The following is a 24,702-nucleotide window of genomic DNA, read 5'->3' as shown; positions in this document are numbered from 1 at the left end:
TGCCGCAACCCGGCCGGTTCGTGGCGGGCGCCGTCATCTGGCACAATAGAGGGTCGGAACGTGCGCTCGACCCTCTATCCAGCGTGCCGTTCCTCCTCTGAGCTTCCGCCGGGTGTGCACCCCACGCTCCAGGCGACCGGTTCGTTCCCTTTCCACACATTCAGGAGAATCGTGGCTGTCAAGATTCGTCTCAAGCGCCTGGGCAAGATCCGCGCGCCCTACTACCGCATCGTCGTCGCCGACTCGCGCACCAAGCGCGACGGTCGTGTCATCGAGGAGATCGGCAAGTACCACCCCACCGAGGAGCCCTCGTTCATCGAGGTCGACTCCGAGCGTGCGCAGTACTGGCTCGGTGTCGGCGCGCAGCCGACCGAGCAGGTGCTCGCCATCCTCAAGCTGACCGGTGACTGGGGCCGCTTCAAGGGCGACAAGAACGCCGTCTCGACGGTGAAGACCCGCGAGGACAAGGCCGCGTTCGAGGCCGACGCCTCGAAGAAGTCGGTCATCAAGCCCAAGGCTGAGAAGAAGGCCGAGGAGCCCGCTGAGGCTCCTGCCGACGAGGCGACCGACGCGGCCGACGAGGCCGCCGAGTCCGCCGAGTAATCCGTTGCTCGCCGCCGCGCTCGAACACGTCGTCAAGGGGATCGTCGATCACCCGGACGACGTCCGCATCGACTCGTCCACGTCGCCCCGCGGCGACGTGCTCGAGGTGCACGTCCACCCCGACGACCGGGGTCGCGTGATCGGGCGCGGCGGCCGCACGGCCAAAGCCCTGCGCACCCTCATCACTGCCCTCGCCGACGGCCGCCGTGTGCGCGTCGACGTGGCGGACGACTGAGGTGGCAGGCGAAGACACCACGGGGGCGGGCGAGGACGCCCGCAAGCCCGTGAACGCCGCTCCGCCGGCCGGCAAGACGCAACTGCGCGTCGGGCGTCTCGTGAAGGCCCACGGCCTCAAGGGCGCCATCAAGCTCGAGCTGTACACCGACGACCCCGACGGGCGCTTCGTCCCCGGTGCGACCTTCACCCTCCAGGTGCCGGAGTCGTCGCCGTGGCACGGCAAGCTTCTCACCGTCCGCGAGTTCCGGTGGATGAACAGCCACCCGGTCGCGTTCTTCGACGGCGTCGAGGACCGTAGCGCGGCAGAGGAGCTCATCCGCGCGATCCTCTGGATCGACGAGGACGCGCAGTCCGCGTCGGCCGAAGAGGACGCGTGGTTCGACCACCAGCTCGTGGGCCTCGACGTCGTGCGCGACGGTGCCGTCGTCGGCCGCGTCGCCCGCGTCGAGCACCTCCCCGCACAGGACCTGCTGATCGTCCGCGTCGGCGATGACGAGGTGCTCGTGCCGTTCGTCAAGGCGATCGTCCCCGAGGTCGACGTCCCCGGCGGCCGTGTCGTCGTGACGCCCCCGCCCGGGCTGTTCGAAGACCTCGCTGACGAGCCGGACGACGAGAGCCCCGAACCGGGCCCCGCCCACGACTGAATCTCACACGCGGCCCTCGCGTTCCGTGCAGCAGATGTGATCTGCGGGTAACACGGCGGGAAACGCTCCGGAACCTCGATGCCGGAGCCTGGACGGCATGGGTGATGCCGGCAGCCGAGAGAGCGTCGCGGTCCGCACCGTGTGCTCGTACTGCGGCGTCGGCTGCGGCATCGCCGTCACCGCCGCGCGGGACGGTGCGGGGCACCCGCTGACGATCGCGAAGGTCGCCGGCGACCGCGACCACCCGACGAACGCCGGCCGGCTGTGCACCAAGGGCGCGACGCACGCCGACCTGATGCGGGCGCCTGGTCGGCTCACGACCGCGCTCGTGCGTTCGGCGCGCGGCGAACCCGCGGTGCCGGCACCCGTCGCAGATGCGGTGGGGGATGCCGCAGCCCGCCTGCGCGCGATCGTCGACGAGCACGGCCCCGATGCCGTGGCGCTCTACGTGTCGGGGCAGATGAGCATGGAGGCGCAGTACCTTGCGAACAAGCTCGTCAAGGGATACGTGCGCGGCATCCACATCGAATCGAACTCCCGGCTGTGCATGGCGTCGGCCGGGACGGGATACAAGCAGTCGCTGGGAGCGGACGGCCCGCCGGGGTCGTACGAGGACTTCGACCGCGCCGACCTGTTCTTCGTGATCGGCTCGAACGCCGCGGACTGCCACCCCATCCTGTTCCTGCGGATGGCCGACCGGCTCAAGCAGGGTGCGAGGCTCATCGTGGTCGATCCCCGACGGACCACGACCGCCGAGCGTGCCGACCTGTTCCTGCAGATCCGGCCCGGCACTGACCTCGCCCTGCTGAACGGGCTGCTCCACCTGCTGGTCGAGGCGGGCGACATCGACGAGGAGTTCATCGGCGCCCACACGGAGGGCTGGGAGCGCATGCCCGAGCTGCTCGCCGAGTACCCGCCGGCGCGCGTGGCAGAGCTCACGGGGCTGGACGAGGACGACATCCGCACGGCCGCGCGCTGGATCGGCGAGGCCGGGGAGTGGATGACACTGTGGACCATGGGGCTCAACCAGTCCACCCACGGCACGTGGTCGACGAACGCGATCTGCAACCTGCACCTGGCGACCGGGGCGATCTGCCGTCCTGGCAGCGGGCCCTTCTCGCTGACGGGTCAGCCCAACGCGATGGGCGGCCGGGAGATGGGTTACATGGGACCTGGGCTACCGGGCCAGCGCGCCGTCTTCAGCGCCGACGACCGCGCGTTCGTCGAGGAGCAGTGGGGCATCGCCCGCGGCTCGATCCGGGCGGAGTCGGGCGCCGGCACGATCGACATGTTCCGTCGTGCCACCGCGGGCGAGATCAAGGCCGTGTGGGTCGTGTGCAGCAACCCGGTCGCCTCGGTCGCCAACCGCCGCACCGTGATCGAGGCGCTGGAGACCGCCGAGCTCGTCATCGTGCAGGACGTATACGGCGACACGGCAACTGCCGCGTACGCCGACATCGTGCTGCCGGCGACCCTGTGGGTGGAGTCCGACGGCGTGAGCGTCAGCAGCGACCGCACGATGACGCTCGTGCAGGGCATCCTCCCCGCCCCGGGTGAGGCGCAGCCGGACTGGCTCACCATCTGCCAGATCGCGCGTGCGATGGGCTACGAGGGCTTCGAGTTCGCGTCGGCCGAGGAGGTGTTCGACGAGATCCGCCGCTTCTTCAACCCCCAGACCGGCTGGGATGTGCGCGGCGTCACGTACGCGCGGCTGCGGCAGACGCCCGTGCAATGGCCGGCGCCGCCGGACGACGACGCGACGCGGCATCCGATCCGCTATCTCAACGACGGCGTCAGCCAGAGCCTGCACGTCGAGCCCGACGGCACTGTGCCGCGCCTCGCGTTCGCGACCCCGACACGCCGCGCCCAGTTCCTGGCCCGGCCCCACCTCGACCCCGCGGAGCAGCCCGACGACGACTACCCGTGGGTGCTCAACACCGGCCGACTCCCGCACCACTGGCACACACTCACCAAGACCGGCCGGGTCGCCAAGCTGGCGAAGCTGCACCCGGGACCCTTCGTCGAGGTGCACCCGATCGATGCCGAACTCCTCGGCCTCGGCGACGGAGACCTGGTCGAGGTGGCCTCGCGCCGCGGCCGGTTCGTGGTGCCTGCACTGCTCACCGACCGCGTCCAGCGGGGCGGGCTGTTCGCCCCGTTCCACTGGAACGACGAACACGGCGAGTACGTCACCGTGAACGCCGTGACCAGCGACGCGGTCGATCCGATGTCGGCGCAGCCCGAGTTCAAGTACGCGGCCGTGTCGCTGCGGCGTGTCGGCCCGGCCCCTGCCGCCGTGGACGACGACTCCGAGGTCGAAGCGGCACTGCGGGACGCCGGCGTGTCGGTGACACCGCCTGCGCTCACCGACATCGAGGGAGCGTACCTGGCCGGCTTCCTGTCGATGGTGCGTTCGGTCGCGCTGGCTCCGGGGCAGGTGCCGGTGCTGCCCCCTGAGGCACCGCTCGGCGATCTCGTCCGCGCCTGGTTCGACGGCGTGCTGGCGGGGGCGTTCTCACGCACCGCGGCAGAAGGGATGCGGCCGGCCGGCGTCTCCGCAGCCGACGAGGTCGTCGTGCTGTGGGGGTCGCAGACGGGCAATGCCGAGGAGTTCGCCGCCGCCGCGACGGCAGCTCTCAGCGCGCGCGGGATCCCCGCCCGGGCGCGGAGCATGGCTGAACTGACGGCGGCGGACCTCACCGAGGTGCGCAGGCTGCTCGTGGTGACCTCGACGTTCGGGGACGGCGGACCTCCCGACAACGCCGCCTCGCTGTGGCACGACCTCAGCGCCGATGGCGCCCCGGAGCTCTCGGGACTCCGGTACGCGGTGCTCGCGATGGGCGACTCCACCTACGACGACTTCTGCGGTCACGGCCGGCGTCTCGATGAGCGGCTGGGCGAGCTCGGAGCGACGGCGCTGCTGGCGCGCGTCGACGTGGAACCCGATGCGGACGCGCAGCGCGCGGCGTGGCTGAACGAGATCGTCGCAACGCTGTCGGATGCCGGCAGCGGACGACACGCCGACGCCGGAGGTGCGGCATCCACCGCCCTTCGCGCCGGCGCGGCGACCCCTGTTGCGGCCAAGCGACTGTTCACGCGCGCCAACCCCGTGAAGGCGACACTCGTGCGCAACGATCTGCTCAGCGGGCGCGGATCGCAGAAAGAGGTGCGCAGGTTCGCGTTCGACCTGTGCGACACCGGCGCGGCGTATGAGGCAGGCGACTCGCTGGGCGTCGTGTGCGCGAACTCCGGCGCGGTCGTGACCGAGTGGCTGGAGGCCACCGGGATCGCCCCGGGCACCGTCGTCGAGGTCGACGGCGAGGAGCGCACTTTCGCCGATGCGCTGCGCACACGCCTGGACATCACCAAGACGCCCGCCGACCTCGTCCGCTTCGTCGCCCAGCGCAGTGGCGACGGCATGCTGGCGACGCTGCTGCGGCGCGAGAACAAGAGCCGGCTCGACCAGTTCCTGTGGAGCCAGCAGGCGATCGACCTGGTGCGCGACTTCCCCGTGCGTGCTTCGGCCGAGGAATGGGTGGGCGTGCTCAAACGTCTGCAGCCGCGTCAGTACTCCATCTCGTCGAGCCCGAAGACGGATCCCGAGAGCGTCGAGCTCACGGTGTCGGTCGTGCGCTTCGAGACCGAGTCCGGCCGCGCCCGCGGCGGCGTGTGTTCGACCTTCCTCGCAGACGGCGACGCAGGTGCGCCTCCGGTGTACCTGCAGCGCTCGCCGGCGTTCCGTCCCCCCGCGGACGCCGACACGCCGATGATCATGGTCGGGCCGGGGACCGGTGTGGCCCCCTTCCGTGCCTTCCTGCACGATCGGCGCGCGGACGGTCACACCGGGCGCAACTGGCTCTTCTTCGGCGAGCAGCATGCCGCCACGGACTTCTACTACCGCGACGAGCTCGTGGGCATGCACGAGGACGGCTTCCTGACGCGGCTGGACGTCGCGTTCTCCCGGGACCAGCGACAGAAGGTCTACGTGCAGGACCGCATGCTCGAGCACGGCGCGCGCCTATGGGGCTGGCTGCAGGACGGCGCGAACGTGTACGTGTGCGGCGACGCGAGCCGCATGGCGAGGGACGTCGAGGCGACGCTCGTGACGATCGCCCAGCAGCACGGCGGTCTGAGCGAAGAAGGCGCGGCGGAGTACCTGCGCACCCTCGCGGCCGAAGCCCGCTACGTCCGCGACGTCTACTGAGGCGCGAGCCGCCGCCCCGGATCCGCGAAAGGGTGGATTCCCGCCGGACGTCCGGCGGGTATCCACCCTTTCGCGATTCCGGGTGTGGTGCGCGTCAGATGCGCTGCTGCGCGAGCGACGCCCGCGGGACGACGTAGACGAGCAGTGTCACGAGCAGGAGCACGACGTACGCGGCGACGAAACCGATGAAGGCGGCCGTGTAGCCGCCGGTCGCGAGCTGGGACGCGTTGAGCACCTGCGGCACGAGGAAGCCGCCGTACGCGCCGATCGCCGAGATGAGACCCAGGGCGGCCGCCGACTTGCGTGTCATGCGCGTCGCCTCGATGCTGCCGGCCTGATACCCCTTCGCCACCGAGCGGGCGGCGAAGATGCTCGGGATCATGCGGTACGTCGAGCCATTGCCCATGCCGGTCGCGGCGAAGAGCACAAGGAAGACGGCGAGGAAGACCGGGAAGCTCTGCAGCGGCAGGGTCCACACGAGGGTGAGCGCGCCCAGTGCCATGACGGCGAAGGCGCACACCGTGACGCGGGCCCCACCGAAGCGGTCTGCCAGACGCCCGCCGTACGGGCGCGCCAGCGAGCCCACCAGCGCGCCGAGGAACGCGAGCGAGACGGCGGCCTGGCCGACCTGGATGGTGGAGAAGGCGGGGAACTGGTCGGCGATGAGTTTCGGAAACACGCTCGCGAAGCCGATGAACGAGCCGAACGTGCCGATGTACAGCACCGCCATGATCCACAGGTGGGGCTCGCGAAGGGCCGCCGCCGACCCGGCGAAGTCGGCCTTGGCGGACGACAGGTTGTCCATGTACCGCCAGGCGCCGAACATCGCGACGAGGATGAGGGGGATCCACATCCAGCCCGCCAGCGAGATGTTGAGCGCCGCGCCGGCGCCGGCGGTGACGACGATCGGCACGGCGAACTGCGCGACCGACGTGCCGAGGTTGCCGCCTGCCGCGTTCAGGCCCAGCGCCCAGCCCTTCTCCTTCTGCGGGAAGAAGTAGGTGATGTTCGCCATCGAGCTCGCGAAGTTGCCGCCGCCGACGCCGCCGAGCGCGGCCACGAGCAGCAGCACTCCGAAGGGCGTGTCGGGGTTCGACACGACGATGCCCAGGAGCACCGCGGGGATGAGGAGCAGGCCCGCAGAGACGATGGTCCAGTTGCGCCCGCCGAAGATCGCCACCATGAACGTGTACGGGAAGCGCAGGGTGGCGCCGACGAGGCTCGGCAGGGAGATGAGCCAGAACGACTGCGAGCTGGTGAGGTCGAAGCCGGCCGCCGGGAGCATCACGACGACGATGCTCCACAGCTGCCAGATGATGAAGCCGAGGAATTCGGCGAAGATCGACCAGCCCAGGTTGCGGCGTGCGATCCCGCGGCCCTCCGCCATCCAGAATGCGGCATCCTCGGCGTTCCAGCCGTCGATCCAGCGGCCGGGGCGACGGGTGAGGGTGCTCCGTGGCGGGGCTGGTGTGTCCGTCGTCGACGGGGTCACGGTCGTGGTCATGGCGCCTCCTGGGGACTGACGGTGGGAGTGAGTGTGCGTCCACGCTAGGAAGCGGGTGTTTCATCCCCTCGTGCCTGCCGGTTACCTCTCCGTCACTTCTCCATCACGGCCCCGCGGCGCCGAGGTGGGCGACCCGTCACACGTCCGAAACACTCGGGCCTTCTAGACTCGAAGCATGCGCGTCGACATCGTCACGATCTTCCCGACGTTCTTCGACGTGCTCGGGGTCTCGCTCATCGGCAAGGCACGTGATCGCGGCATCCTCGACATGCACGTCCACGACCTGCGGGACTGGACGCACGACCGTCACCGCACCGTCGACGACACACCCTACGGCGGCGGTGCCGGCATGGTGATGAAGCCCGAGCCCTGGGGCGAGGCCCTGGATGCAGTGCTGAGCGAGGACGCCGTCCTGCTCGTGCCGTCGCCCGCCGGCGAGCTGTTCTCGCAGCCGCTCGCCCGCGAGCTCGCGCAGGAGCAGCACCTCGTCTTCGCGTGCGGGCGCTACGAGGGCATCGACCAGCGCGTCGTCGATCACTACGCCGCTCGCGGCCGCGTGCGGCTGGTGAGCCTCGGCGACTACGTGCTCAACGGCGGCGAGGTGGCGGCGATGGCCGTCATCGAGGCGGTGTCGCGCCTGATCCCCGGTGTCGTCGGCAACCCCGAGAGCCTCGTCGAAGAGTCGCACGAACTCGGGATGCTGGAATACCCGAGCTACACCAAGCCGGCCGAGTGGCGCGGGCTCGAGGTGCCGTCGGTGCTGCTGAGCGGCAACCACGGCGCCATCGCGGCCTGGCGTCGAGAGCAGAGCCTGGAGCGCACGAGAGCCCACCGCCCGGACCTGCTCGAGGGTGCGGACGCCGCGGCGACCGACTGAGATCGCGCGTCCGCCCGGTCAGGCGGGATCGAGGACGTCGAGCCGGTACCCGCGCTTGACGACCGTCTTGACCAGCTCGGGCGTGCCGAGTGCCTCGCGCAGTCTGGCCACCGCCATCTCGACGGCGTGAGTGCTCTCGCCCGAACGGGGGAGCACCGTCTGCAGTCGCTGGCGCGACACGACGCCTCCGCCGGCATCGAACAGGGCCGCCATCAGGTCGGCGCCGGTCCGTGACAGGGGGATGTGGCGGCCGTCGAGCACGATGCCCGCGCTGCGCAGCTCGAGGCGGCCCGAGCCGGTCGGGAGGAAGTCGGCGTGGCCGCCGCCGAAATGCGACACGACGGCGCGCACGAGCGCGCCCAGCCGGCCGCGCTCGGCGATGAGCGGCTCGACCCCGGCGTCCCGCAGCGGGCCGGCGGTGATCGGGCCGACGGCAGCCAGCAGCAGGCGTCCGCGCCGGGAGCGGTCCACGATGGCCTCGAGGGAGCCCTCGCGCGCGGCGGCGGCCATCCATTCGGCCGCCCCGGGCGCCGAGGTGAAGAGCACCGCATCCACCTCGCCCTGCGCGGCTGACAGCACGGAGCGCGCCACGACGGCGGGGTCCGGTGGCGGGCCCCAGCGGTACACGGTGAGGCTCACCACGTCGGCTCCCGCATCCCCGAGCAGTTCATCGAGCCCGTCGGCGCCCGAGCCGTGATGCTGGACCGCCACACGGCGCCCGCCGACCCCCTCGGCCAGCAGATACTCGCCGAGCTCCGCAGAGGTCTCGGACTCGGCGACCCAGTCGGCGGTCAGTCCGGCCTGCTGGATCGCCCCGCGTGCCTTCGGGCCGCGCGCGACGATCTGCGCACCGGCGAGCGCCTCGTGCAGCTCGTCGGCGAGTCCCGCCTCATCGGCGGCCTCCATCCAGCCGCGGAAGCCGACACCCGTCGTCGCGACCACGATGTCGGGCCGCTCGTCGATCAGCGCGCGGGTGGCCTCGACCAGGGCGTCGTCATCGATGTGGGGCACGATCGTGAGCGCCGGGGCGTGGCGGACCACCGCGCCATGCCGCTCGAGCGCGGCGGCAAGCTCGGACGAGCGCCGGTCGACCGCGATGACGACCGTGCAGCCCTCGAGCGCGGCCGACAGGGTGGGGCGGGTGGGGGAGCTCAACGGACGGTGTCACCTGTCATCTCATGCGCGGGCAGCAGCAGTTCGGCTCGCGCGACATCGCCGACGACGATGACCGCGGGATTGCGGATGCCGGTGCGCCCGGCATCCAGCACCGCCTTCCCGAGCGTAGTGCGCGTCGTGCGCTGATCGAGGTGGTGCCCGCGTTCGATGATCGCGACCGGGCGGTCGGCATCGACACCGGCGCGCAGCGCGTCCGCGACGATGCGAGGGATGGCGCTCACTCCCATGAGGATCACCGTGGTGACCTGCGGGTCGCGCAGCGCGGCGAGGGTCGACGCGCTCACCGGACCCTGGCCGTGGACGATGTGGACGGCTGTCGCCACCCCGCGATGTGTGACCGGGATGCCGGCCGCCTGCGGAACGGCGACGGCGCTGGTGACCCCCGGGACGACGTCGACCGGGATGCCGGCGGCCAGGCAGGCGGCCACCTCTTCACCGCCGCGGCCGAACACGAACGGGTCGCCGCCCTTGAGCCTGACGACCTGCTTGCCTGCACGCGCACGGGAGACCAGCAGTGCGTTGATCTCGTCCTGAGGCACCGGGTGATGACCGGGAAGCTTGCCGACGTCGATGACCTCGGCGTCCGCGCGCAGCTCGCCGCGGAGGTCCGTGGGGCCGAGCCGGTCCATCACGACGACCTCGGCGGTGGTGAGCAGGCGCCAGGCCCTCACCGTCATGAGGTCCATCGGGCCGGGGCCGCCGCCGATGAGGTGGACCCGGCCGGTCACGGCATGCCTCCATCGGGTCGCTCGTCCCACCGGACCAGCACCGCGCCGCCGTCGACCGCCGTCGGCCAGGAGTGCAGGTTCATCGGCTCCTTGCCCTGCGTGTCGAGGCAGATGCCCGTGCGCAGGTCGAAGACCTGCTTGTACATGGGCGAGGCGACGGTCGGCGCATCCCGCCGGGTGCCGACGATGCCACGCGAGATGACGTTGGCCCGGCTGTACGGATCGAAGTTCGACACCGCGTACACGCGGCCTTCGCCGCCCTTGGCGGCGCGGGTGAGGAAGAGCGCGATCTGCGTGCCGCCGAGGAGGGCTGCGCGCCCGCGCTCGACCTCCAGATCTCCCACCGCGCACACGCGCACCCATCCGGGCGGGGCCGCCGGCGCGGATGTCTGCTGGTCGATGAGGGTCATCGGCGCACCTCCAAGGTGGTTCCGGCGATGAGAACGCCGCCGTCGCGGCGCTCCTCTGCGGTGGCAGGGCGGGGCTGACCGCGTTCGGCGACATAGGCGAGCGACGGGTCAGGCGTGGCCGGCGCGTTGACGAACGAGGCGAACCGACGGAGTTTCTCCGGGTCCTGGAGCGTCGCCGCCCATTCGTCCTCGTACGAGCCGACGTGCGCCGCCATGGCGGCGTCGAGGTCGGCGCAGATACCGAGGCTGTCGGCGAAGATGACGTCGCGCAGGCCCTCGATGCCGCCGTCGAGCTCCTCGAACCACGGAGCGGTCCGCTGCAGGCGGTCGGCGGTGAAGATGTAGTACATCAGGAACCGGTCGATGGCCGTGAGCAGCTGCTCGTCGCTCAGCCCTTCGGCCAGCAGGACGGCGTGGCGCGGCGTGAAGCCGCCGTTGCCGCCGACGTACATGTTCCAGCCGGCCTCCGTCGCGATGACACCGACGTCCTTGCCGCGTGCCTCGGCGCACTCGCGGGCGCACCCCGAGACGCCCAGCTTGAGCTTGTGAGGCGAGCGCAGGCCTCGGTAGCGCAGCTCCAGCTGCACCGCCATGCCGACGGAGTCCTGCACGCCGTAGCGGCACCAGGTCGAGCCCACGCACGACTTGACGGTGCGCAGGGACTTGCCGTAGGCGTGCCCGGACTCGAACCCGGCGTCGACGAGCCGCCTCCAGATGTCGGGCAACTGCTCCAGGCGCGCGCCGAACATGTCGATGCGCTGGCCGCCGGTGATCTTCGTGTAGAGCCCGAAGTCCTGCGCGACCTGTCCGATGACGAGCAGCCCCTCCGGGGTGATCTCGCCGCCCGGGATGCGCGGCACGACCGAGTAGCTGCCGTCCTTCTGCAGATTGGCCATCACATGGTCGTTGGTGTCCTGCAGCGTCGCGTTCTCGCCGTCGAGTACGTGCCCGCCGACGAGGGTGGAGAGGATGCTCGCCAGAACGGGCTTGCAGATGTCGCAGCCGCGCCCGACGCCGAACCGCTCGATGACGGCGCTGAACGTGTGCAGACCTGAGATACGCACCGCGTCGAACAGCTGGCGCCGCGACAGGTCGAAGTGCTCGCACAGGGCGTTGCTGACGTTGGCGCCCGTCTTGGCGAGTTCCGTGGTGACGAGCTTCTTCACCATCGTGAGGCATGATCCGCAGGCGGCACCCGCCTTCGTGCAGGACTTGACGCCCGCGACGTCCGAGCAGCCCTCCTCGTGCACTGCATGACGGATGCGCCCCGCGCTGACACTGTTGCACGAGCAGACGAGGGCATCGTCGGGCAGGTCGCCGGTCGGCGCGGCGACGCCGCCTTCGGGCATGAGATACGCGACGGGGTCGCCGCCGAGGGCGCCGCCGACGAGCGGGCGCAGCGAGCCGTAGGCGGACGCGTCGCCGACGAGGATGCCGCCGAGGAGCGTCTTCGCGTCGTCCGAGAGGACGAGCTTCTTGTAGACCCCCGCGACAGGGTCGGCGTACACCACGTCGAGCGCGCCGGGCGTCCGGGCGAATGCGTCGCCGAAGCTCGCCACGTCGACTCCCGAGAGCTTGAGCTTGGTCGAGAGGTCGTAGCCGGGGAAGGATGCCTCGCCGCTGTGCTCGTCGAGCCCGAGCAGCCGCGTGGCGGCCACCTCGGCCATCGCGTAGCCCGGCGCGACGAGGCCGACGCACTGGCCGTCGAAGTTCGCGACCTCGCCGATCGCGAGGATGCGCGGATCGGACGACTGGCACCCCGCATCGATGAGCACTCCGCCGCGCGGGTGGACGTCCAGCTCCGCGCTGCGCGCAAGCTCGTCCCGCGGCCGGACGCCGACGGTGAAGACGACGACGTCGGTGCGCTCGTACGACCCGTCGCGGAACTCCAGCCCCGTGACCTGGCCTGAGCGGTCGGGGTCGAGACGCGTCGTCACCGTCTCGGTCCTGACCCGGATGCCGCGCGACTGGATCAGGCGCCGCAGTGCGCCGCCTGCAGGCAGATCGAGCTGCGCCGACATGAGCCGGTCGGACGACTGCACGACAGTGCAGTCGACGCCGAGGCCTTGAAGCGCTCCCGCCGCCTCCAGGCCGAGCAGCCCGCCCCCGATGACGGTGCCGGTGAGGCGGCGGCCGAGCTGCGCGGAGCGTCGCTGCACGAACGCCTCCAGGCTCTCGACGTCGTCGAGCGTCCGGTACACGAAGCAGCCGTCGAGGCCGAAGCCGTCCACCGCCAGGCGCGCGGCGTACGACCCGGTCGCGAGCACGAGGCGGTCGTACCCGACGCTCAGCCCCGACCTGGTGGTCACGCGCCGTGCGGAGCGGTCGATCCGCACGACCGCGTCGCCGCGCAGGAACCGCAGCCGGTCGTCGTCGAAGATCGACCGGTCGAGCGTGAGGTCGTCGGCGGACGCGCCCGCGAAGAATCCGGTGAGGCCCACCCGGTCATACGGGTGGCGGTCCTCTTCGCCGATCAGCGTGACCCGCCACCGGCCGTCGGCACGGCTGAGCAGGCTCTCGACGAACCGATGCGCCACCATCCCGGCGCCCACCACCACGACATGCGTGCCGAGGGCGGGCAGGCTGCTCATGTCGTCACCGTATGCGGGCGATGTTGCATCGGTGTCAGCGTCGTGTTTCGGGCTGTCGACGCGGTCGCGGTGGGCCATGGGTCCTCCTGATCCGGCGGGGATTCCGTGTCAGCGACGTTAGGAGCGCGGTGTTTCGTCGCCGGGGTGTGCGCCGTTACCTCGAACGAACGTTTCGCTCACACGGCTCGCGCCCGCCATGTGAGACGCGGCCGCGGGCGGGTTCGCACCGGTAGGGTGTGGCCAGTGAGGCATGGGGGATGACGATGCACACCTGGCCGGGATCGGCGTATCCGCTCGGGGCGACCTACGACGGAAGCGGCACCAACTTCGCGCTGTTCAGCGAAGGCGCCGAGCGCGTGGAGCTCTGCCTGTTCGGAACGCGCGGCGCCGAGACGCGCATCGAGCTCGCCGAGGTCGATGCGTTCGTGTGGCACGCGTACGTGCCCAACGTGCAGCCGGGCCAGCGCTACGGCTACCGCGTGCACGGCCCGTACGACCCCGCGAACGGGCTGCGGTTCAACCCGGCCAAGCTGCTGCTCGACCCGTACGCGAAGGCGGTCGAGGGCGCGGTGCAGTGGGGGCAGCCGGTGTACGGCTACACGTTCGGCGACCCCGACTCGCGCAACGACGAGGACTCCGCCGCCGACATGATCAAGGGCGTCGTGGTCAACCCGTTCTTCGACTGGGCGGGCGACCGACGGCCGGGGACCCCCTACAGCGAGACGCTGATCTACGAGGCTCACGTCCGCGGCCTGACGATGCGGCATCCCGACATCCCCGAAGAGATGCGGGGCACCTACAGCGCCGTCGCGCACCCCGCGATCATCGAGCACCTGACCAAGCTCGGCGTCACGGCGATCGAGCTGATGCCGGTGCACCAGTTCGTCGACGACGCGATCCTGCAGAGCAAGGGCCTCTCCAACTACTGGGGCTACAACTCGATCTCGTACTTCGCCCCGCACAACCGCTACGCCGCCACCGGTGACCGCGGCCAGCAGGTGCAGGAGTTCAAGGGGATGGTGCGCGCGCTCCACGCCGCCGGCATCGAGGTCATCCTCGACGTCGTCTACAACCACACCGCCGAGGGTAACCACCTGGGGCCGACCCTCTCGATGCGCGGCATCGACAACGCGGCCTACTACAAGCTCGAGGACGACAAGCGGTACTACACCGACTACACCGGCACCGGGAACAGTCTCAACGTGCGCAACCCGCACTCGCTGCAGCTGATCATGGACTCGCTGCGCTACTGGGTCATCGACATGCACGTCGACGGCTTCCGGTTCGACCTCGCGTCCGCGCTCGCTCGCGAGTTCTACGACGTCGACCGCCTGTCCACCTTCTTCGAGCTCGTGCAGCAGGACCCCGTCGTCTCACAGGTCAAGCTGATCGCGGAGCCCTGGGACGTCGGCCCCGGCGGATATCAGGTCGGCAACTTCCCGCCGCAGTGGACGGAGTGGAACGGCAAGTACCGCGACACCGTCCGTGACTTCTGGCGCGGCGAGCCGCAGGCGCTGGGCGAGTTCGCCTCCCGGCTCACCGGGTCGAGCGACCTCTACGAGCACTCCGGACGCCGGCCCGTGGCATCCGTCAACTTCGTCACGGCGCACGACGGCTTCACGCTGCGGGACCTCGTGTCGTACAACGAGAAGCACAACGACGCCAACGGCGAGGACGGGCGCGACGGGGCCGACGACAACCGCTCCGACAATTTCGGCGTCGAAGGGCCCACCGACGACTCGGCGGTTCTGACCATGCGCGCGCGCCAGCAGCGCAACTTCCTCGCCACGCTCATGCTGAGCCAGGGGGTTCCCATGCTGCTGCACGGAGACGAGCTCGGACGCACGCAGGAGGGCAACAACAACGGCTACGCGCAGGACAACGAGATCACCTGGATCGACTGGGAGAACGCAGACCGCCCGCTCCTCGAGTTCACCGCCGCCATGAGCCGGCTCCGGCGGGACCACCCGACGTTCCGCCGCCGCCGCTTCTTCGAGGGGCGCCCGGTGCAGCGCGACGTCGGGGCGCCGATCCAGGACATCGCGTGGCTGCGACCCGACGGCTCGCTCATGCAGCCCGACGACTGGGAGTCGGGGTTCGGGCGCGCCGTCGGCGTGTTCCTCAACGGTCAGGGCATCCGCGAGAAGGACCGGCGGGGCGACCCGATCCGTGACCGCCACTTCATCGTCCTGTTCAACGCCGGCGACGACATCATCGACTTCCACATCCCCGTCGTGGAGTACAGCCCGGACTGGGAGGTCGTGATCGACACCGCCGGGGAGCGGGCCGATTCGCCCCTGGTGAGGCCCGGCGACACGGTGCGCCTGGCGGCCAAGTCGCTGATCGTGCTCAGCGAGCACCCGCGCGTGGAGCGTGAAGCGGATCACTCCGTCGCGGCATCGCTCGCGGCGCTCGCCGGCGCCGCGACGCCCGCGCACGCTCCGAGCGCGGAGCTGCGCACCTGACCGCGGCCGCGGTTCAGGAGCGGCCGCGGATCAGGAGACGCCGAGCCAGGACCGGTCGGTCAGCACGATGGGGCCGTCCTCGGTGATCGCGACGGTGTGCTCCGCGTGCGCACCGCGCGAGCCGTCCACCGAGCGCAGCGTCCAGCCGTCCGGGTCGGTCACGAGCTCGTCCGTCGTCTGCAGGAACCACGGCTCCAGGGCCAAAACGAGTCCGGCGCGCAAGGGGTAGCCGCGACCCGCCTTGCCGTCGTTGGGGACGTGGGGGTCGCCGTGCATGATGCGGCCGACCCCGTGTCCGCCGAAGTCGGTGTTGATGGAGTAGCCGTCGCCGTGGGCCACGTGCGCGATCGCGGCCGAGATGTCGCCGATGCGGTTGCCGACGGTCGCCGTCCGGATGGCGGCATCCAGAGCCCGTTCGGTCGTGTCGATGAGCGCGAGATCCTCGTCACGGGGCGTGCCCACGACGAACGAGACTGCCGAGTCGGCGACCCAGCCGTCGACCGACACGGCGAAGTCCAGCGAGACGAGGTCGCCGTCGCGCAGCGCGTAGTCGAAGGGCAGGCCGTGCAGCACGGCATCGTTCACCGAGGTGCAGATCACCTTCCCGAACGGGCTCGCTCCGAAGGACGGGTGATAGTCGATGTAGCAGGACTCGGCGCCCGCGCGGCGGATCAGATCGTGCGCGCGGCGGTCGATCGCCAGGAGGTTCGTGCCCACCTTGGTCTCGTCGCGCAGAGTCGCCAGCGTCTCGGCGACGAATCGCCCGGCGGGCTTCATCGCCTCGATCTCGGCAGGGGTGCGCAACTCGATCATGGGTGTTCCTCTCGTTTCTCAGACCATTCTGCCGGGCGCGGGACGGCCTGGCTGGGAGGATCCTCCGCGGCGCGCGGGACCGGTGCCGTCGCGACCGGGAGCGGCGTAGCATCAAGGCATGTGGCTGCGTCGTGCGTTCTTCGGCTGGCTGATCCCCGCGGCCTTCCTGCTCCCGCTGTGGCTGTTCGTCGGCTGGGCCGTGTTCAACGCCGGCGGATGGGCGTTCCTGTGGGTGCTGTTCCTGGCCATCCCCGGGGTGTTCGTCTGGCAGCTGATCCTCACTCTGCTGGTGCGTGCGCGGGGGACCGTCCGCGCACAGCGTGCGGTGTCGTGGTGGGACGTGCTCGGCTTCACGGTGTGGCACGGCCTGGTGATCTCGCTCGGCTTCTTCGTCCAGTCGTGGTGGGCGCCGGTGATGGTCGTCGCGGTGCTCGCCGGGATCGCCCTGTTCTGGCTCGCGCTGTGGCAGCTGTGGAGTGAGGCGCGCCCCTCCCGGGTCGTCCTGCACACGACGGAAGGCGTCGCCTACATCCCGGCGCCGCAGGAGGCGGCCGACGGGCCGACGGCAGCGGCGCGCGAAGTCATCGTCATCACCGAGAAGCAGGCACCGCCCGCCGGCTGAGGCGTTTTGGCGAGGTGCTGCATCCGTGGCACAATGGTTGTTTGTGCCCTGACCGGTTCTGCCTCAGGGGAATCAGCTGGACGGCGTCACGCCGAAGGCCTGCGGCACACCGAATCCTTTCAGAACACTTCCCGCGGTCGACCTGTGGCGGCCGCAGAGAGAGACGATCATGCAGATCCTCGACGCCGTCGACGCGGCTTCGCTCCGCTCCGACATCCCCGCCTTCGACGCCGGTGACACCGTCAAGGTGCACGTCAACATCACCGAGGGCAACCGCTCCCGCATCCAGGTCTTCCAGGGCGTCGTCATCGGCCGCTCGGGCGACGGCGTGCGCGAGACCTTCACGGTCCGCAAGATCAGCTTCCAGGTCGGCGTGGAGCGCACCTTCCCGGTGCACTCGCCGGTCATCGACCACATCGAGGTCGTGACCCGTGGTGACGTCCGCCGCGCCAAGCTCTACTACCTCCGCAACCTCCGCGGCAAGAAGGCCCGCATCAAGGAGAAGCGCGACTACTGATACGTCGTCGCGTGCGCGCATCGAAGCCCCGGACCGCTGGTCCGGGGCTTCGATCGTTTCCGGGTATGCGTCGACGTGCGGCAACCGCCCCGGAGTGTGTCACCCTTGAAGACGGGCTCGCCGACGGTCGGCGCCCGCGGAGGAACTCGATGACGACTGAGAAGTCGGCCCCGGCCGAACCGTCGCCCACCGCCGGCACCGACACGGCGGCGACGGTGCAGCCGCGGCGGCGCGGGTGGCTGATCTTCCTCCGCGACGTCGTCGTGATCATCCTGATCGCGGTCCTCGTCTCGCTCGTGGTCAAGACGTTCCTGGTCCGCTCGTTCTACATCCCGTCCGGCTCGATGGAGGACACGCTCCTCATCAAGGACCGCATCCTCGTCGACGAGATCACCCCGCGCTTCGGCGGGTACGAGCGCGGCGACATCGTCGTGTTCCGGGATCCGGGCGGATGGCTGCCGCCGAATCCCGAGCCGGCGCGACCGCCCGTCGTCGAGGCGTTCGAGTGGGTGCTGTCGCTCGTGGGTCTCGCCGCTCCCGACAGCGACGACCATCTGGTCAAGCGCGTCATCGGGATCCCGGGCGATCATGTCGTGTGCTGCAACGCCATCGGCCAGATCACCGTCAACGGGGTGCCCATCGACGAGACCGCCTACATCAACGTGGATGCCGGCGACCCGGCATCCGCGGAGTCCTTCGACGTCACGGTCCCCGCGGGCTCGCTGTGGATGCTGGGCGACAACCGCAACAAGTCCGCCGACTCGCGATTCCACATGGACGAGCCGGGCAAGGGGTTCGTGCCCATCGACAACGTCGTCGGGCGTGCGTTCCTGATCACCTGGCCGTTCGACCGCTTCGGGGTGCTCGACTTCCATCACGACGTCTTCGCCGGCGTACCGGCGCCCGAGGGAGGCGACGGCTCGAAATGACCGTCGTCGAGCCACGGCTCACGCTGGAGAGACGCCTGCTGCGCGAGCACACGCTCGTCATCGCGTGCGACGAGGTGGGTCGCGGTGCGCTCGCGGGACCGGTCGCCGTCGGCGCGGCAGTGGTGGATGCCCCGCGCTCGCGCAAGCGCGTGCCGCAGGGATTGCGTGACTCGAAGCTCGTGCCCGAGCTGCGCCGTCCCGAGGTGGCTGCGCGTGCGGCCTCGTGGGTGGCCGCGAGCGCCGTGGGATGGGCGAGCTCGCAGGAGATCGACGAGATCGGCATCATGCGCGCACTCGGCCTCGCCTCGGTGCGCGCCTTGGCCGAACTCCGCAGTCAGGGCGTCGTGGTCGAGGACGCGATCGTCATCCTCGACGGCAACTACGACTACATCTCGCCCGCGGGCGAGTGGGCGCTCACGATCCGTCCGGTGATCAAGGCCGACCGCGACTGCGCGTCGGCGGCCGCCGCGTCGGTGATCGCGAAGGTCGCCCGTGACGGCCTCATGGCCGAGCTGCACGACGAGCTCCCCGCTTACGAATGGGCGCGCAACAAGGGCTACGCGAGTCCTGAGCACCGCGCAGCGATCCGTGCGCATGGGATCAGCAGGCACCACCGCGCCTCGTGGTCGATCGCCGAGGCGCCGACGCTCTTCTGAGAGCGGCGTTCGCGGGCCGCGGACGCGGGGGCGCGGCATCCGCTCTCCGCCCTAGGATGGAAGCACCATGGACGACGAGGTGTTCGAAGACTACGACCGAGAGCTCGAGCTCGCCCTGTACCGCGAGTACCGCGACGTCGTATCGCAGTTCCAGTACGTGATCGAGACCGAACGGCGGTTCTACCTCGCGAACGAGGTCAACGTCGTGCGCCGCGACACCGAGCACGATTTCTACTTCGAGATCTCTATGTCGGACGTGTGGGTCTGGGACATCTACCGCGCCGACCGGTTCGTCAAGGCCGTCCGCGTGCTGACGTTCAAGGACGTCAACGTCGAGGAGCTCACCCGCCGGGACTTCCACCTTCCCGAAGAGCTGTCGCTCGACACCTGACCCTTCCTCCCCAGCCGGGCCCCCTGGCCCGTTTCCGGGGGTTGTCAACGGATGCCGCCACCCGGCGTCCGCGGGGCGCGCCTTCCGCGCGACGATGCCGGAATGGCAGAGAAGGACGAACTCGGGCGCGCGGGCGAGGATCGCGCAGCCCGCTACTTCACGGGACTCGGGTACGAGGTCCTCGCGCGCAACTGGCGGTGCGGCGCCGGCGAGATCGACCTCGTCGCGGCGGATGCGAAGCACGTCGTCGTGGTCGAGGTCAAGACGCGGCGGGGCGAGGCCTTCGGCCACCCGTTCGAAGCTCTCGACGCACGCAAGCGGGCCCGGCTGTGGCGCCTGGCGGTCGCCTGGGCGGCAGAGAACCGCGACGTGCTGCAGGGGCGCCGGCTGCGCATCGACGCGATCGGGATCGTCGGACCTCAGCCGCACTCGGCGCCGCTCGAGCACCTCGTCGATGTGGAGGTGCCGTGAGCGTCGCGCGGACCTGGGCCGTGTCGCTCGTGGGCGCCGAGGGCGAGGTCGTCGAGGTCGAGGCCGACCTGTCGAACCAGCAGCCCGACTTCCGGATCATCGGGCTGGGCGACAAAGCGCTGGGCGAGGCGGTGCAGCGCGTGCACAACGCCTGCGCGAACAGCGGCATCCCGCTTCCGCGGCGACGGCTGACCGTGAACCTCTCGCCGGCGAGCCTGCCCAAGCAGGGTTCGGGCTTCGACATCGCGATCGCGGTCGCGTCGCTCGCCACCGAGCCGGGAATGGATGCCGCCTCCCTCGCCTCGACCGTCCACATCGGCGAGCTGGGGCTCGACGGGCGTCTGCGGCCCGTCGCAGGCGTGCTCCCCGCGGTGGCAGCCGCCCGTCGCGCCGGGCACCGACGGGTGGTCGTGCCGTTCGCCAACGGTCCCGAAGCGACGCTCGTGGACGGGGTGGAGGTGCTGGCGGCGACGAATCTGGCCCAGGTGGTCTCGTGGCACGGCGGTGAGGTGGAGGTGCCCGACGACGAGCCGGTCGAGCTGCCGGAGGAGGAGGCCGCGCGGGACGACGCGGTCGATCTCTCCGACGTCATCGGGCAGCGCGACGCCGTCGAAGCGCTCATCGTCGCCGCCGCCGGAGGACACCACCTGCTCATGTGCGGCCCGCCCGGGGCAGGCAAGACCATGCTCGCGCGCCGGCTGCCCGGCATCCTTCCCGAGCTCGACGACCGGGCAGCCCTCGCGAGCGCGTCGATCCGCAGCCTGTCGGGGGTGCGCGTCGTCGAGCTGTCGCGCACACCGCCCTTCGAGGCCCCCCACCACAGCGCATCCGTCGCCGCGCTCGTCGGCGGCGGATCGCGCGTCGTCCGCCCCGGTGCGATCGCGCGTGCGAGCGAGGGCGTGCTGTTCCTCGACGAGGCCGGCGAGTTCCCGGCCTCGGTGCTCGACGCCCTGCGCCAGCCGCTCGAGACCGGCACCATCGCCATCCACCGCGCCGGCGCCCATGCCGAGTACCCGGCGAGATTCCAGCTGGTCCTCGCCACGAATCCCTGCCCGTGCGGTGATTACGGCATCCGGGGCGGGGACTGCTCGTGCCCGCCCGCGGCGATCCGGCGCTACCTCGGTCGCCTCTCGGGGCCGCTGCTGGATCGGATGGACATCGAGCTGACGCTGTCGCGTGTCTCGGTCGCGCAGCGCGACGCGGCGCCGGTCACCTCGACGGCGGTCGCCCGCGACCGCGTGGCGGCGGCCCGCGAGCGGGCGCGGCAGCGTCTGCAGGGCACGGCATGGCGGGTCAACGCCGATGTGCCCGGAGTGTGGCTGCGCGAGGGCCCGTCGGCTCCACCGCCGCATGTGCGCCGCCCTCTGGATGCCGCACTCAGCCGCGGCACCATCACGCTGCGCGGCTACGATCGCGTGCTGCGCGTGGCATGGACCATCGCAGACATCGAGGGACGAGCCCAGCTGAGCGCCGATCACATCGGGCGCGCGCTGTACCTCAAGAAGGGGATCGCACTGTGACCGGCTTCGATCTGTCGGTCGGGGCGGCGCGTGCGGCCTTCGCCCCGCTCGGGCTCGATCTGTCCGACGAGGAGGCGCTGTATCGCCACACCGTCGCCGTCTGGTGCCAGCTGGTGGAACCGGGGGATTCCGCCGCGGGTCGCGTCGTGGCATCCCTCGGACCCGTCGAGGCCCTCGCTCGTCTCGCTGCCGCTTCCCCGTTCGCCGAACTCACGGCGCGAGAGGACTCCGACGCGCGCAAGCGATGGATGCCTCGCCTGTCGGCGCGGGCGGTCTCCGACACCCTGCGCATCGCGGGCGCCCGCGGGGTGCGGCTGGTGACGCGCCACGATCCGGTGTGGCCCCAGCAGCTCGACGACCTCGGCCCCCACGCCCCGATGTGCCTCTGGGTGCGGGGCGATGCCGCAGCCCTCGCACGGCTGGATCCCTCCGTCGCCGTCGTGGGAGCGCGAGCGGCATCCGGATACGGCGATCTGGTGGCTCGCGAGCTCGCCGCCGAACTCGCGGGGTCAGGGATCCCCGTCGTCTCGGGCGGCGCCTACGGCATCGACGGCGCGGCGCACCGCGCAGCGCTCAGTGCCGGAGGACTCACGGTCGCGCTGCTCGCCGGCGGTGCGGAGCGCGCATATCCCGCCGGGCACACCCAGCTGATCGATCACATCGCCGCCACCGGGATCGTGGCGAGCGAAGTGCCTTGCGGTTCGGCGCCCACGAAATGGAGGTTCCTGCAGCGGAACCGGCTCATCGCCGCACTGTCGACCGCCACGGTCGTCGTCGAGGCCGGTTGGCGGAGCGGATCCTTGAACACCGCCGGACACGCCGCTGCCCTCGGCCGCGGCCTGGGCGCGGTGCCCGGACCGATCACGTCCCCCGGATCCGCGGGCACGCACCGGCTCATCCGCGACTACGGCGGCGCAGCGTGCATCACGAGCCCGGACGATGTGCGTGAGCTGCTCGGGCTCGCCGCCGCCTCGCGCGGCGACGGCGGGCCCACACCGCGCGCGGGAGGCGCTGCCGAACGCGCCGAGGACCGCGGCCGCACCGACGACACCACGCGTGTGAGGGACGCGCTCAGCGCCCGGATCGGGCGGGACGCGGACGATGTCGCCCGCCGGGCCGGCATGGCCGTCGACGAGGTGCAGGCGATGCTCGGCCTGCTGCGGCTCGAAGGGGCGGTCCTCGTGGGTGCCGACGGATGGCGGCTGGCCGCCCTTCACGGGTGATCGCGTGGGGCACCGGTGCGCCGCGGGCCTCGGGCGTCGCGCACGCGGCAAGCTGGAGCCATGAGGATCGCCGAGGCCGCCGAGGCGTACCTGCGCCACCTCGACCAGGTGCGCCGGCTGTCGCCCGCGACCGTCCGCGCCTACCGGTCCGACCTCGCGGGCCTCGAAGCCGCGTGCGGCGACGTGGACCTCGCCGACGTGGACCTGGAGACACTGCGGGACTGGCTCTGGCAGGCGGTGGAACGCGGCGACAGCCGCGCGACCATCGCACGGCGCACGGCGGCCGTGCGCGGCTTCTTCGCCTGGGCCACCGAGACCGACGCCATCGAGACCGACCCCAGTCTGAGGCTCGTCTCGCCGAAGCGGGGCAAGACCCTCCCCAAGGTGGCGACAGCCCAGACTCTCGACGGGGTGCTCGCGCAGTTGGCGCAGGCGGCCGTGGACGGAGACCCGGCGGCGCTCCGCGACCATGCCGTGCTCGAGCTGCTGTACGGCGCGGCCGTGCGCGTATCCGAGCTGTGCGGGCTCGACATCGATGACCTCGACCCGGATCGACGCACCGTGCGGGTCCTCGGCAAAGGCGCGAAGGAGCGCGTGGTGCCCTTCGGCCTGCCCGCGCTGCGTGCGGTGGAGGCGTACCTGGTGCGCGGCCGGCCGGCTCTCGCGGCGCGGGCCGACGAGCTCGACGCCGCGGCGGCATCCGCGCTGTTCCTCGGCGCGCGGGGGAGACGGCTCGGACCCCGCGCCGTGTACGACCTCGTCTCGCGTCGCCTCGGACCGGAGCTGGGGGCGCAGGTCGGGCCGCACGCGCTCCGGCACTCCGCGGCCACCCATCTGCTCGACGGGGGAGCGGACCTGCGGGCGGTGCAGGAGATCCTCGGCCACGCGAGCCTGGGCACGACGCAGATCTACACGCACGTGTCGAGTGAGCGTCTGACGGCCACCTACCGCCTGGCGCACCCGCGCGCCTGACCCGCGTCAGCAGCAGGGCAGCAGCACCGCGCGCGGAACCCCGCCCAGCAGTACGAGTGGATTGATGTACTCGCCGTGCAGTCGTACCCCGAAATGCAGCGCGCCGGGCTCCGCGTGGCCTCCCAGCGACAGGGTGCCGACCGGATCCCCGCGTCCGACCGGTGTGCCCGCCGTCATTGCGGTGTCGATCGGCTCCAGCGTCGTCACGAGTCCGTCCCCGTGGTCGATCGTGAGGATGCCGCGCCCCGCGACCTGACCCGCGAACGCGACGATCCCCGCCGCCGGTGCCACGAGCCCGTCGCCGCCCAGCGGCGTCAGATCGAGCCCGCGGTGCCCCGGGCCGTAGTCGTGGGGCGGGGCGACGAAGGGGCGATCCAGGCGGAACGGACTGGCCGGCCACACCCAAGCCGCCACGCTCGGTTCCACGGAAGCGGGCACCACGGCGACAGCGCCGTCCGGAGCGCCCGCTCCCGACGCCACGAGAAGCGCCAGCAGGCCGGCGACGACCCGACGTCGTCGCTGCGCTGCGCGGGCGGATGAGGGGGTCATCGTCCGAGACTCGCGCAGTCCTCAGGGCGCGGCATCCCCGTCTCCCCACGCTGGGGAGAACCCGGATGCCGGCAGCCGTGGGGAGGAGGGTCGTGGGCGCCGCTCCTGGTACACTGGGTGTCGCACTCCGCATGTCGGAGTGACTCCGCGTGCCCACAGCGTGACGGATCTCGTCTCGAACGGGACGACGTCTGTGACGTGGCATCCATTCCCAACGGTCCTTGCGAGCGCATCACTGCGAACGCGGGGCGGGCATGTGCCGGGCACCAGGCTCGCCGGCCGTCGGTCGGCGCGAGACAACCGCAACAGGCGCTCCCCGCGCCAGAACAGGAGACCGGCCATGGCCGTCGTCACCATTCGCCAGCTGCTCGACAGCGGCGTCCACTTCGGACACCAGACCCGCCGGTGGAACCCGAAGGTCAAGCGCTTCATCCTCACCGAGCGCAGCGGCATCCACATCATCGACCTCCAGCAGTCGCTGACGTACATCGACAAGGCGTACGAGTTCGTCAAGGAGACGGTCGCCCACGGCGGCACCATCCTCTTCGTCGGCACCAAGAAGCAGGCGCAGGAAGTCATCGCCGAGCAGGCGACCCGCGT

The 24,702-nt window shown here is 71.0% G+C and carries 23 protein-coding genes; 16 read left to right on the top strand and 7 right to left on the bottom strand.

Translation table 11 applies throughout. From position 1 onward, the window contains the following. Positions 1-171: 171 nt before the first annotated feature. The 4 genes from rpsP (at position 172) to ACTHNQ_RS03475 (ending at position 5,688) form a co-directional block, all read left to right on the top strand. On the top strand, positions 172-603 hold the full coding sequence (rpsP, locus tag ACTHNQ_RS03490) for a 30S ribosomal protein S16 (protein WP_018171096.1): 432 nt from the start codon (positions 172-174) through the stop codon (positions 601-603). 4 nt (positions 604-607) lie between these two features. Then, a complete protein-coding gene (locus tag ACTHNQ_RS03485; protein WP_018171095.1) occupies positions 608-838 on the top strand; it encodes an RNA-binding protein in 231 nt (76 codons plus the stop codon). A 49-nt stretch (positions 839-887) separates the two neighbouring features. After that, positions 888-1,484, top strand: coding sequence for a ribosome maturation factor RimM (rimM, locus tag ACTHNQ_RS03480; RefSeq protein ID WP_440331154.1), 597 nt, complete (start codon positions 888-890; stop codon positions 1,482-1,484). Between the two features lie 97 nt (positions 1,485-1,581). Next, positions 1,582-5,688 (top strand): molybdopterin-dependent oxidoreductase, encoded by a 4,107-nt coding sequence (locus ACTHNQ_RS03475; protein ID WP_440331121.1) that lies wholly within the window; start codon positions 1,582-1,584, stop codon positions 5,686-5,688. A gap of 94 nt (positions 5,689-5,782) precedes the next feature. Here ACTHNQ_RS03475 and ACTHNQ_RS03470 read toward each other — a convergent pair whose 3' ends face one another. Further along, a complete protein-coding gene (locus ACTHNQ_RS03470; RefSeq protein ID WP_440331119.1) occupies positions 5,783-7,192 on the bottom strand; it encodes an MFS transporter in 1,410 nt (469 codons plus the stop codon). Positions 7,193-7,367: 175 nt separating this feature from the next. On the opposite strand from ACTHNQ_RS03470, the gene trmD reads away from it, so the two are divergent. Then, positions 7,368-8,069 carry a tRNA (guanosine(37)-N1)-methyltransferase TrmD gene (gene trmD, locus ACTHNQ_RS03465; protein WP_440331118.1) on the top strand — a complete coding sequence of 234 codons (702 nt, stop codon included), beginning with the start codon at positions 7,368-7,370 and terminating at the stop codon, positions 8,067-8,069. Positions 8,070-8,087: 18 nt separating this feature from the next. Here the strand turns inward: trmD and ACTHNQ_RS03460 are convergent, their stop codons facing one another. From ACTHNQ_RS03460 to nirB, 4 genes are read right to left on the bottom strand one after another with little or no spacing between them, the layout of a single operon-like run. Next, a complete protein-coding gene (locus ACTHNQ_RS03460; protein WP_440331116.1) occupies positions 8,088-9,224 on the bottom strand; it encodes a uroporphyrinogen-III synthase in 1,137 nt (378 codons plus the stop codon). Beyond that, positions 9,221-9,973 (bottom strand): uroporphyrinogen-III C-methyltransferase, encoded by a 753-nt coding sequence (gene cobA / locus ACTHNQ_RS03455; protein ID WP_440331114.1) that lies wholly within the window; start codon positions 9,971-9,973, stop codon positions 9,221-9,223. Before cobA ends, ACTHNQ_RS03460 begins: the two co-directional genes overlap by 4 nt. Then, the gene (gene nirD / locus ACTHNQ_RS03450) at positions 9,970-10,383 is read right to left on the bottom strand and encodes a nitrite reductase small subunit NirD (protein ID WP_440331112.1); all 414 of its coding nucleotides are present in this window, start codon (positions 10,381-10,383) and stop codon (positions 9,970-9,972) included. Before nirD ends, cobA begins: the two co-directional genes overlap by 4 nt. Then, positions 10,380-12,974, bottom strand: a complete 2,595-nt coding sequence (gene nirB, locus ACTHNQ_RS03445) for a nitrite reductase large subunit NirB (protein WP_440331110.1) — start codon at positions 12,972-12,974, stop codon at positions 10,380-10,382. The genes nirD and nirB overlap by 4 nt, the downstream gene beginning before the upstream one ends. A gap of 263 nt (positions 12,975-13,237) precedes the next feature. Between nirB and glgX the strand changes: the two genes are divergently transcribed. After that, positions 13,238-15,439 carry a glycogen debranching protein GlgX gene (gene glgX, locus ACTHNQ_RS03440; protein WP_440331152.1) on the top strand — a complete coding sequence of 734 codons (2,202 nt, stop codon included), beginning with the start codon at positions 13,238-13,240 and terminating at the stop codon, positions 15,437-15,439. A gap of 30 nt (positions 15,440-15,469) precedes the next feature. On the opposite strand, the gene map is transcribed toward glgX, so the two are convergent. Next, complete coding sequence (map, locus tag ACTHNQ_RS03435) at positions 15,470-16,252, bottom strand: type I methionyl aminopeptidase (RefSeq protein ID WP_440331108.1); 783 nt, start codon at positions 16,250-16,252, stop codon at positions 15,470-15,472. A gap of 118 nt (positions 16,253-16,370) precedes the next feature. Between map and ACTHNQ_RS03430 the strand changes: the two genes are divergently transcribed. The 9 genes from ACTHNQ_RS03430 (at position 16,371) to ACTHNQ_RS03390 (ending at position 23,553) form a co-directional block, all read left to right on the top strand. Further along, complete coding sequence (locus tag ACTHNQ_RS03430; protein ID WP_440331106.1) at positions 16,371-16,874, top strand: MFS transporter permease; 504 nt, start codon at positions 16,371-16,373, stop codon at positions 16,872-16,874. 169 nt (positions 16,875-17,043) lie between these two features. Beyond that, positions 17,044-17,391, top strand: a complete 348-nt coding sequence (gene rplS / locus ACTHNQ_RS03425) for a 50S ribosomal protein L19 (RefSeq protein WP_018171083.1) — start codon at positions 17,044-17,046, stop codon at positions 17,389-17,391. Positions 17,392-17,540: 149 nt separating this feature from the next. Further along, positions 17,541-18,320 (top strand): signal peptidase I, encoded by a 780-nt coding sequence (gene lepB / locus ACTHNQ_RS03420; protein WP_440331104.1) that lies wholly within the window; start codon positions 17,541-17,543, stop codon positions 18,318-18,320. Next, positions 18,317-18,976 carry a ribonuclease HII gene (locus ACTHNQ_RS03415; RefSeq protein ID WP_440331102.1) on the top strand — a complete coding sequence of 220 codons (660 nt, stop codon included), beginning with the start codon at positions 18,317-18,319 and terminating at the stop codon, positions 18,974-18,976. Before lepB ends, ACTHNQ_RS03415 begins: the two co-directional genes overlap by 4 nt. A 67-nt stretch (positions 18,977-19,043) precedes the next feature. Then, the gene (locus ACTHNQ_RS03410; protein ID WP_018171080.1) at positions 19,044-19,367 is read left to right on the top strand and encodes a DUF2469 family protein; all 324 of its coding nucleotides are present in this window, start codon (positions 19,044-19,046) and stop codon (positions 19,365-19,367) included. Positions 19,368-19,469: 102 nt separating this feature from the next. Further along, positions 19,470-19,838, top strand: coding sequence for a YraN family protein (locus ACTHNQ_RS03405; RefSeq protein WP_440331100.1), 369 nt, complete (start codon positions 19,470-19,472; stop codon positions 19,836-19,838). Further along, positions 19,835-21,358 (top strand): YifB family Mg chelatase-like AAA ATPase, encoded by a 1,524-nt coding sequence (locus tag ACTHNQ_RS03400; RefSeq protein ID WP_440331098.1) that lies wholly within the window; start codon positions 19,835-19,837, stop codon positions 21,356-21,358. Before ACTHNQ_RS03405 ends, ACTHNQ_RS03400 begins: the two co-directional genes overlap by 4 nt. Next, positions 21,355-22,581 carry a DNA-processing protein DprA gene (gene dprA, locus ACTHNQ_RS03395; RefSeq protein ID WP_440331096.1) on the top strand — a complete coding sequence of 409 codons (1,227 nt, stop codon included), beginning with the start codon at positions 21,355-21,357 and terminating at the stop codon, positions 22,579-22,581. Before ACTHNQ_RS03400 ends, dprA begins: the two co-directional genes overlap by 4 nt. A gap of 60 nt (positions 22,582-22,641) precedes the next feature. After that, on the top strand, positions 22,642-23,553 hold the full coding sequence (locus ACTHNQ_RS03390; protein WP_440331095.1) for a tyrosine recombinase XerC: 912 nt from the start codon (positions 22,642-22,644) through the stop codon (positions 23,551-23,553). A 6-nt stretch (positions 23,554-23,559) separates the two neighbouring features. Here the strand turns inward: ACTHNQ_RS03390 and ACTHNQ_RS03385 are convergent, their stop codons facing one another. After that, complete coding sequence (locus ACTHNQ_RS03385) at positions 23,560-24,102, bottom strand: murein hydrolase activator EnvC family protein (protein WP_440331093.1); 543 nt, start codon at positions 24,100-24,102, stop codon at positions 23,560-23,562. Between the two features lie 340 nt (positions 24,103-24,442). Between ACTHNQ_RS03385 and rpsB the strand changes: the two genes are divergently transcribed. After that, positions 24,443-24,702: 30S ribosomal protein S2 (gene rpsB / locus ACTHNQ_RS03380; RefSeq protein WP_440331091.1), on the top strand; the 260-nt coding region annotated here is incomplete at its 3' end.

The organism is Microbacterium sp. (assembly GCF_051953575.1).
GTDB lineage: Bacteria > Actinomycetota > Actinomycetes > Actinomycetales > Microbacteriaceae > Microbacterium.
Note: the sequence above shows the minus strand (reverse complement) of the source record. Positions and strands in the feature narration are given on the sequence as shown.

Bases quoted from the DNA above. Each gene is read 5' to 3' on its own strand.
- ACTHNQ_RS03475 (WP_440331121.1), top strand. From the start codon at position 1,582: ATGGGTGATGCCGGCAGCCGAGAGAGCGTCGCGGTCCGCACCGTGTGC.
- ACTHNQ_RS03470 (WP_440331119.1), bottom strand. From the start codon at position 7,192: ATGACCACGACCGTGACCCCGTCGACGACGGACACACCAGCCCCGCCA.
- trmD (WP_440331118.1), top strand. From the start codon at position 7,368: ATGCGCGTCGACATCGTCACGATCTTCCCGACGTTCTTCGACGTGCTC.
- nirD (WP_440331112.1), bottom strand. From the start codon at position 10,383: ATGACCCTCATCGACCAGCAGACATCCGCGCCGGCGGCCCCGCCCGGA.
- nirB (WP_440331110.1), bottom strand. From the start codon at position 12,974: ATGAGCAGCCTGCCCGCCCTCGGCACGCATGTCGTGGTGGTGGGCGCC.
- glgX (WP_440331152.1), top strand. From the start codon at position 13,238: ATGCACACCTGGCCGGGATCGGCGTATCCGCTCGGGGCGACCTACGAC.
- map (WP_440331108.1), bottom strand. From the start codon at position 16,252: ATGATCGAGTTGCGCACCCCTGCCGAGATCGAGGCGATGAAGCCCGCC.
- ACTHNQ_RS03430 (WP_440331106.1), top strand. From the start codon at position 16,371: ATGTGGCTGCGTCGTGCGTTCTTCGGCTGGCTGATCCCCGCGGCCTTC.
- rplS (WP_018171083.1), top strand. From the start codon at position 17,044: ATGCAGATCCTCGACGCCGTCGACGCGGCTTCGCTCCGCTCCGACATC.
- lepB (WP_440331104.1), top strand. From the start codon at position 17,541: ATGACGACTGAGAAGTCGGCCCCGGCCGAACCGTCGCCCACCGCCGGC.
- ACTHNQ_RS03415 (WP_440331102.1), top strand. From the start codon at position 18,317: ATGACCGTCGTCGAGCCACGGCTCACGCTGGAGAGACGCCTGCTGCGC.
- ACTHNQ_RS03410 (WP_018171080.1), top strand. From the start codon at position 19,044: ATGGACGACGAGGTGTTCGAAGACTACGACCGAGAGCTCGAGCTCGCC.
- ACTHNQ_RS03405 (WP_440331100.1), top strand. From the start codon at position 19,470: ATGGCAGAGAAGGACGAACTCGGGCGCGCGGGCGAGGATCGCGCAGCC.
- ACTHNQ_RS03390 (WP_440331095.1), top strand. From the start codon at position 22,642: ATGAGGATCGCCGAGGCCGCCGAGGCGTACCTGCGCCACCTCGACCAG.
- ACTHNQ_RS03385 (WP_440331093.1), bottom strand. From the start codon at position 24,102: ATGACCCCCTCATCCGCCCGCGCAGCGCAGCGACGACGTCGGGTCGTC.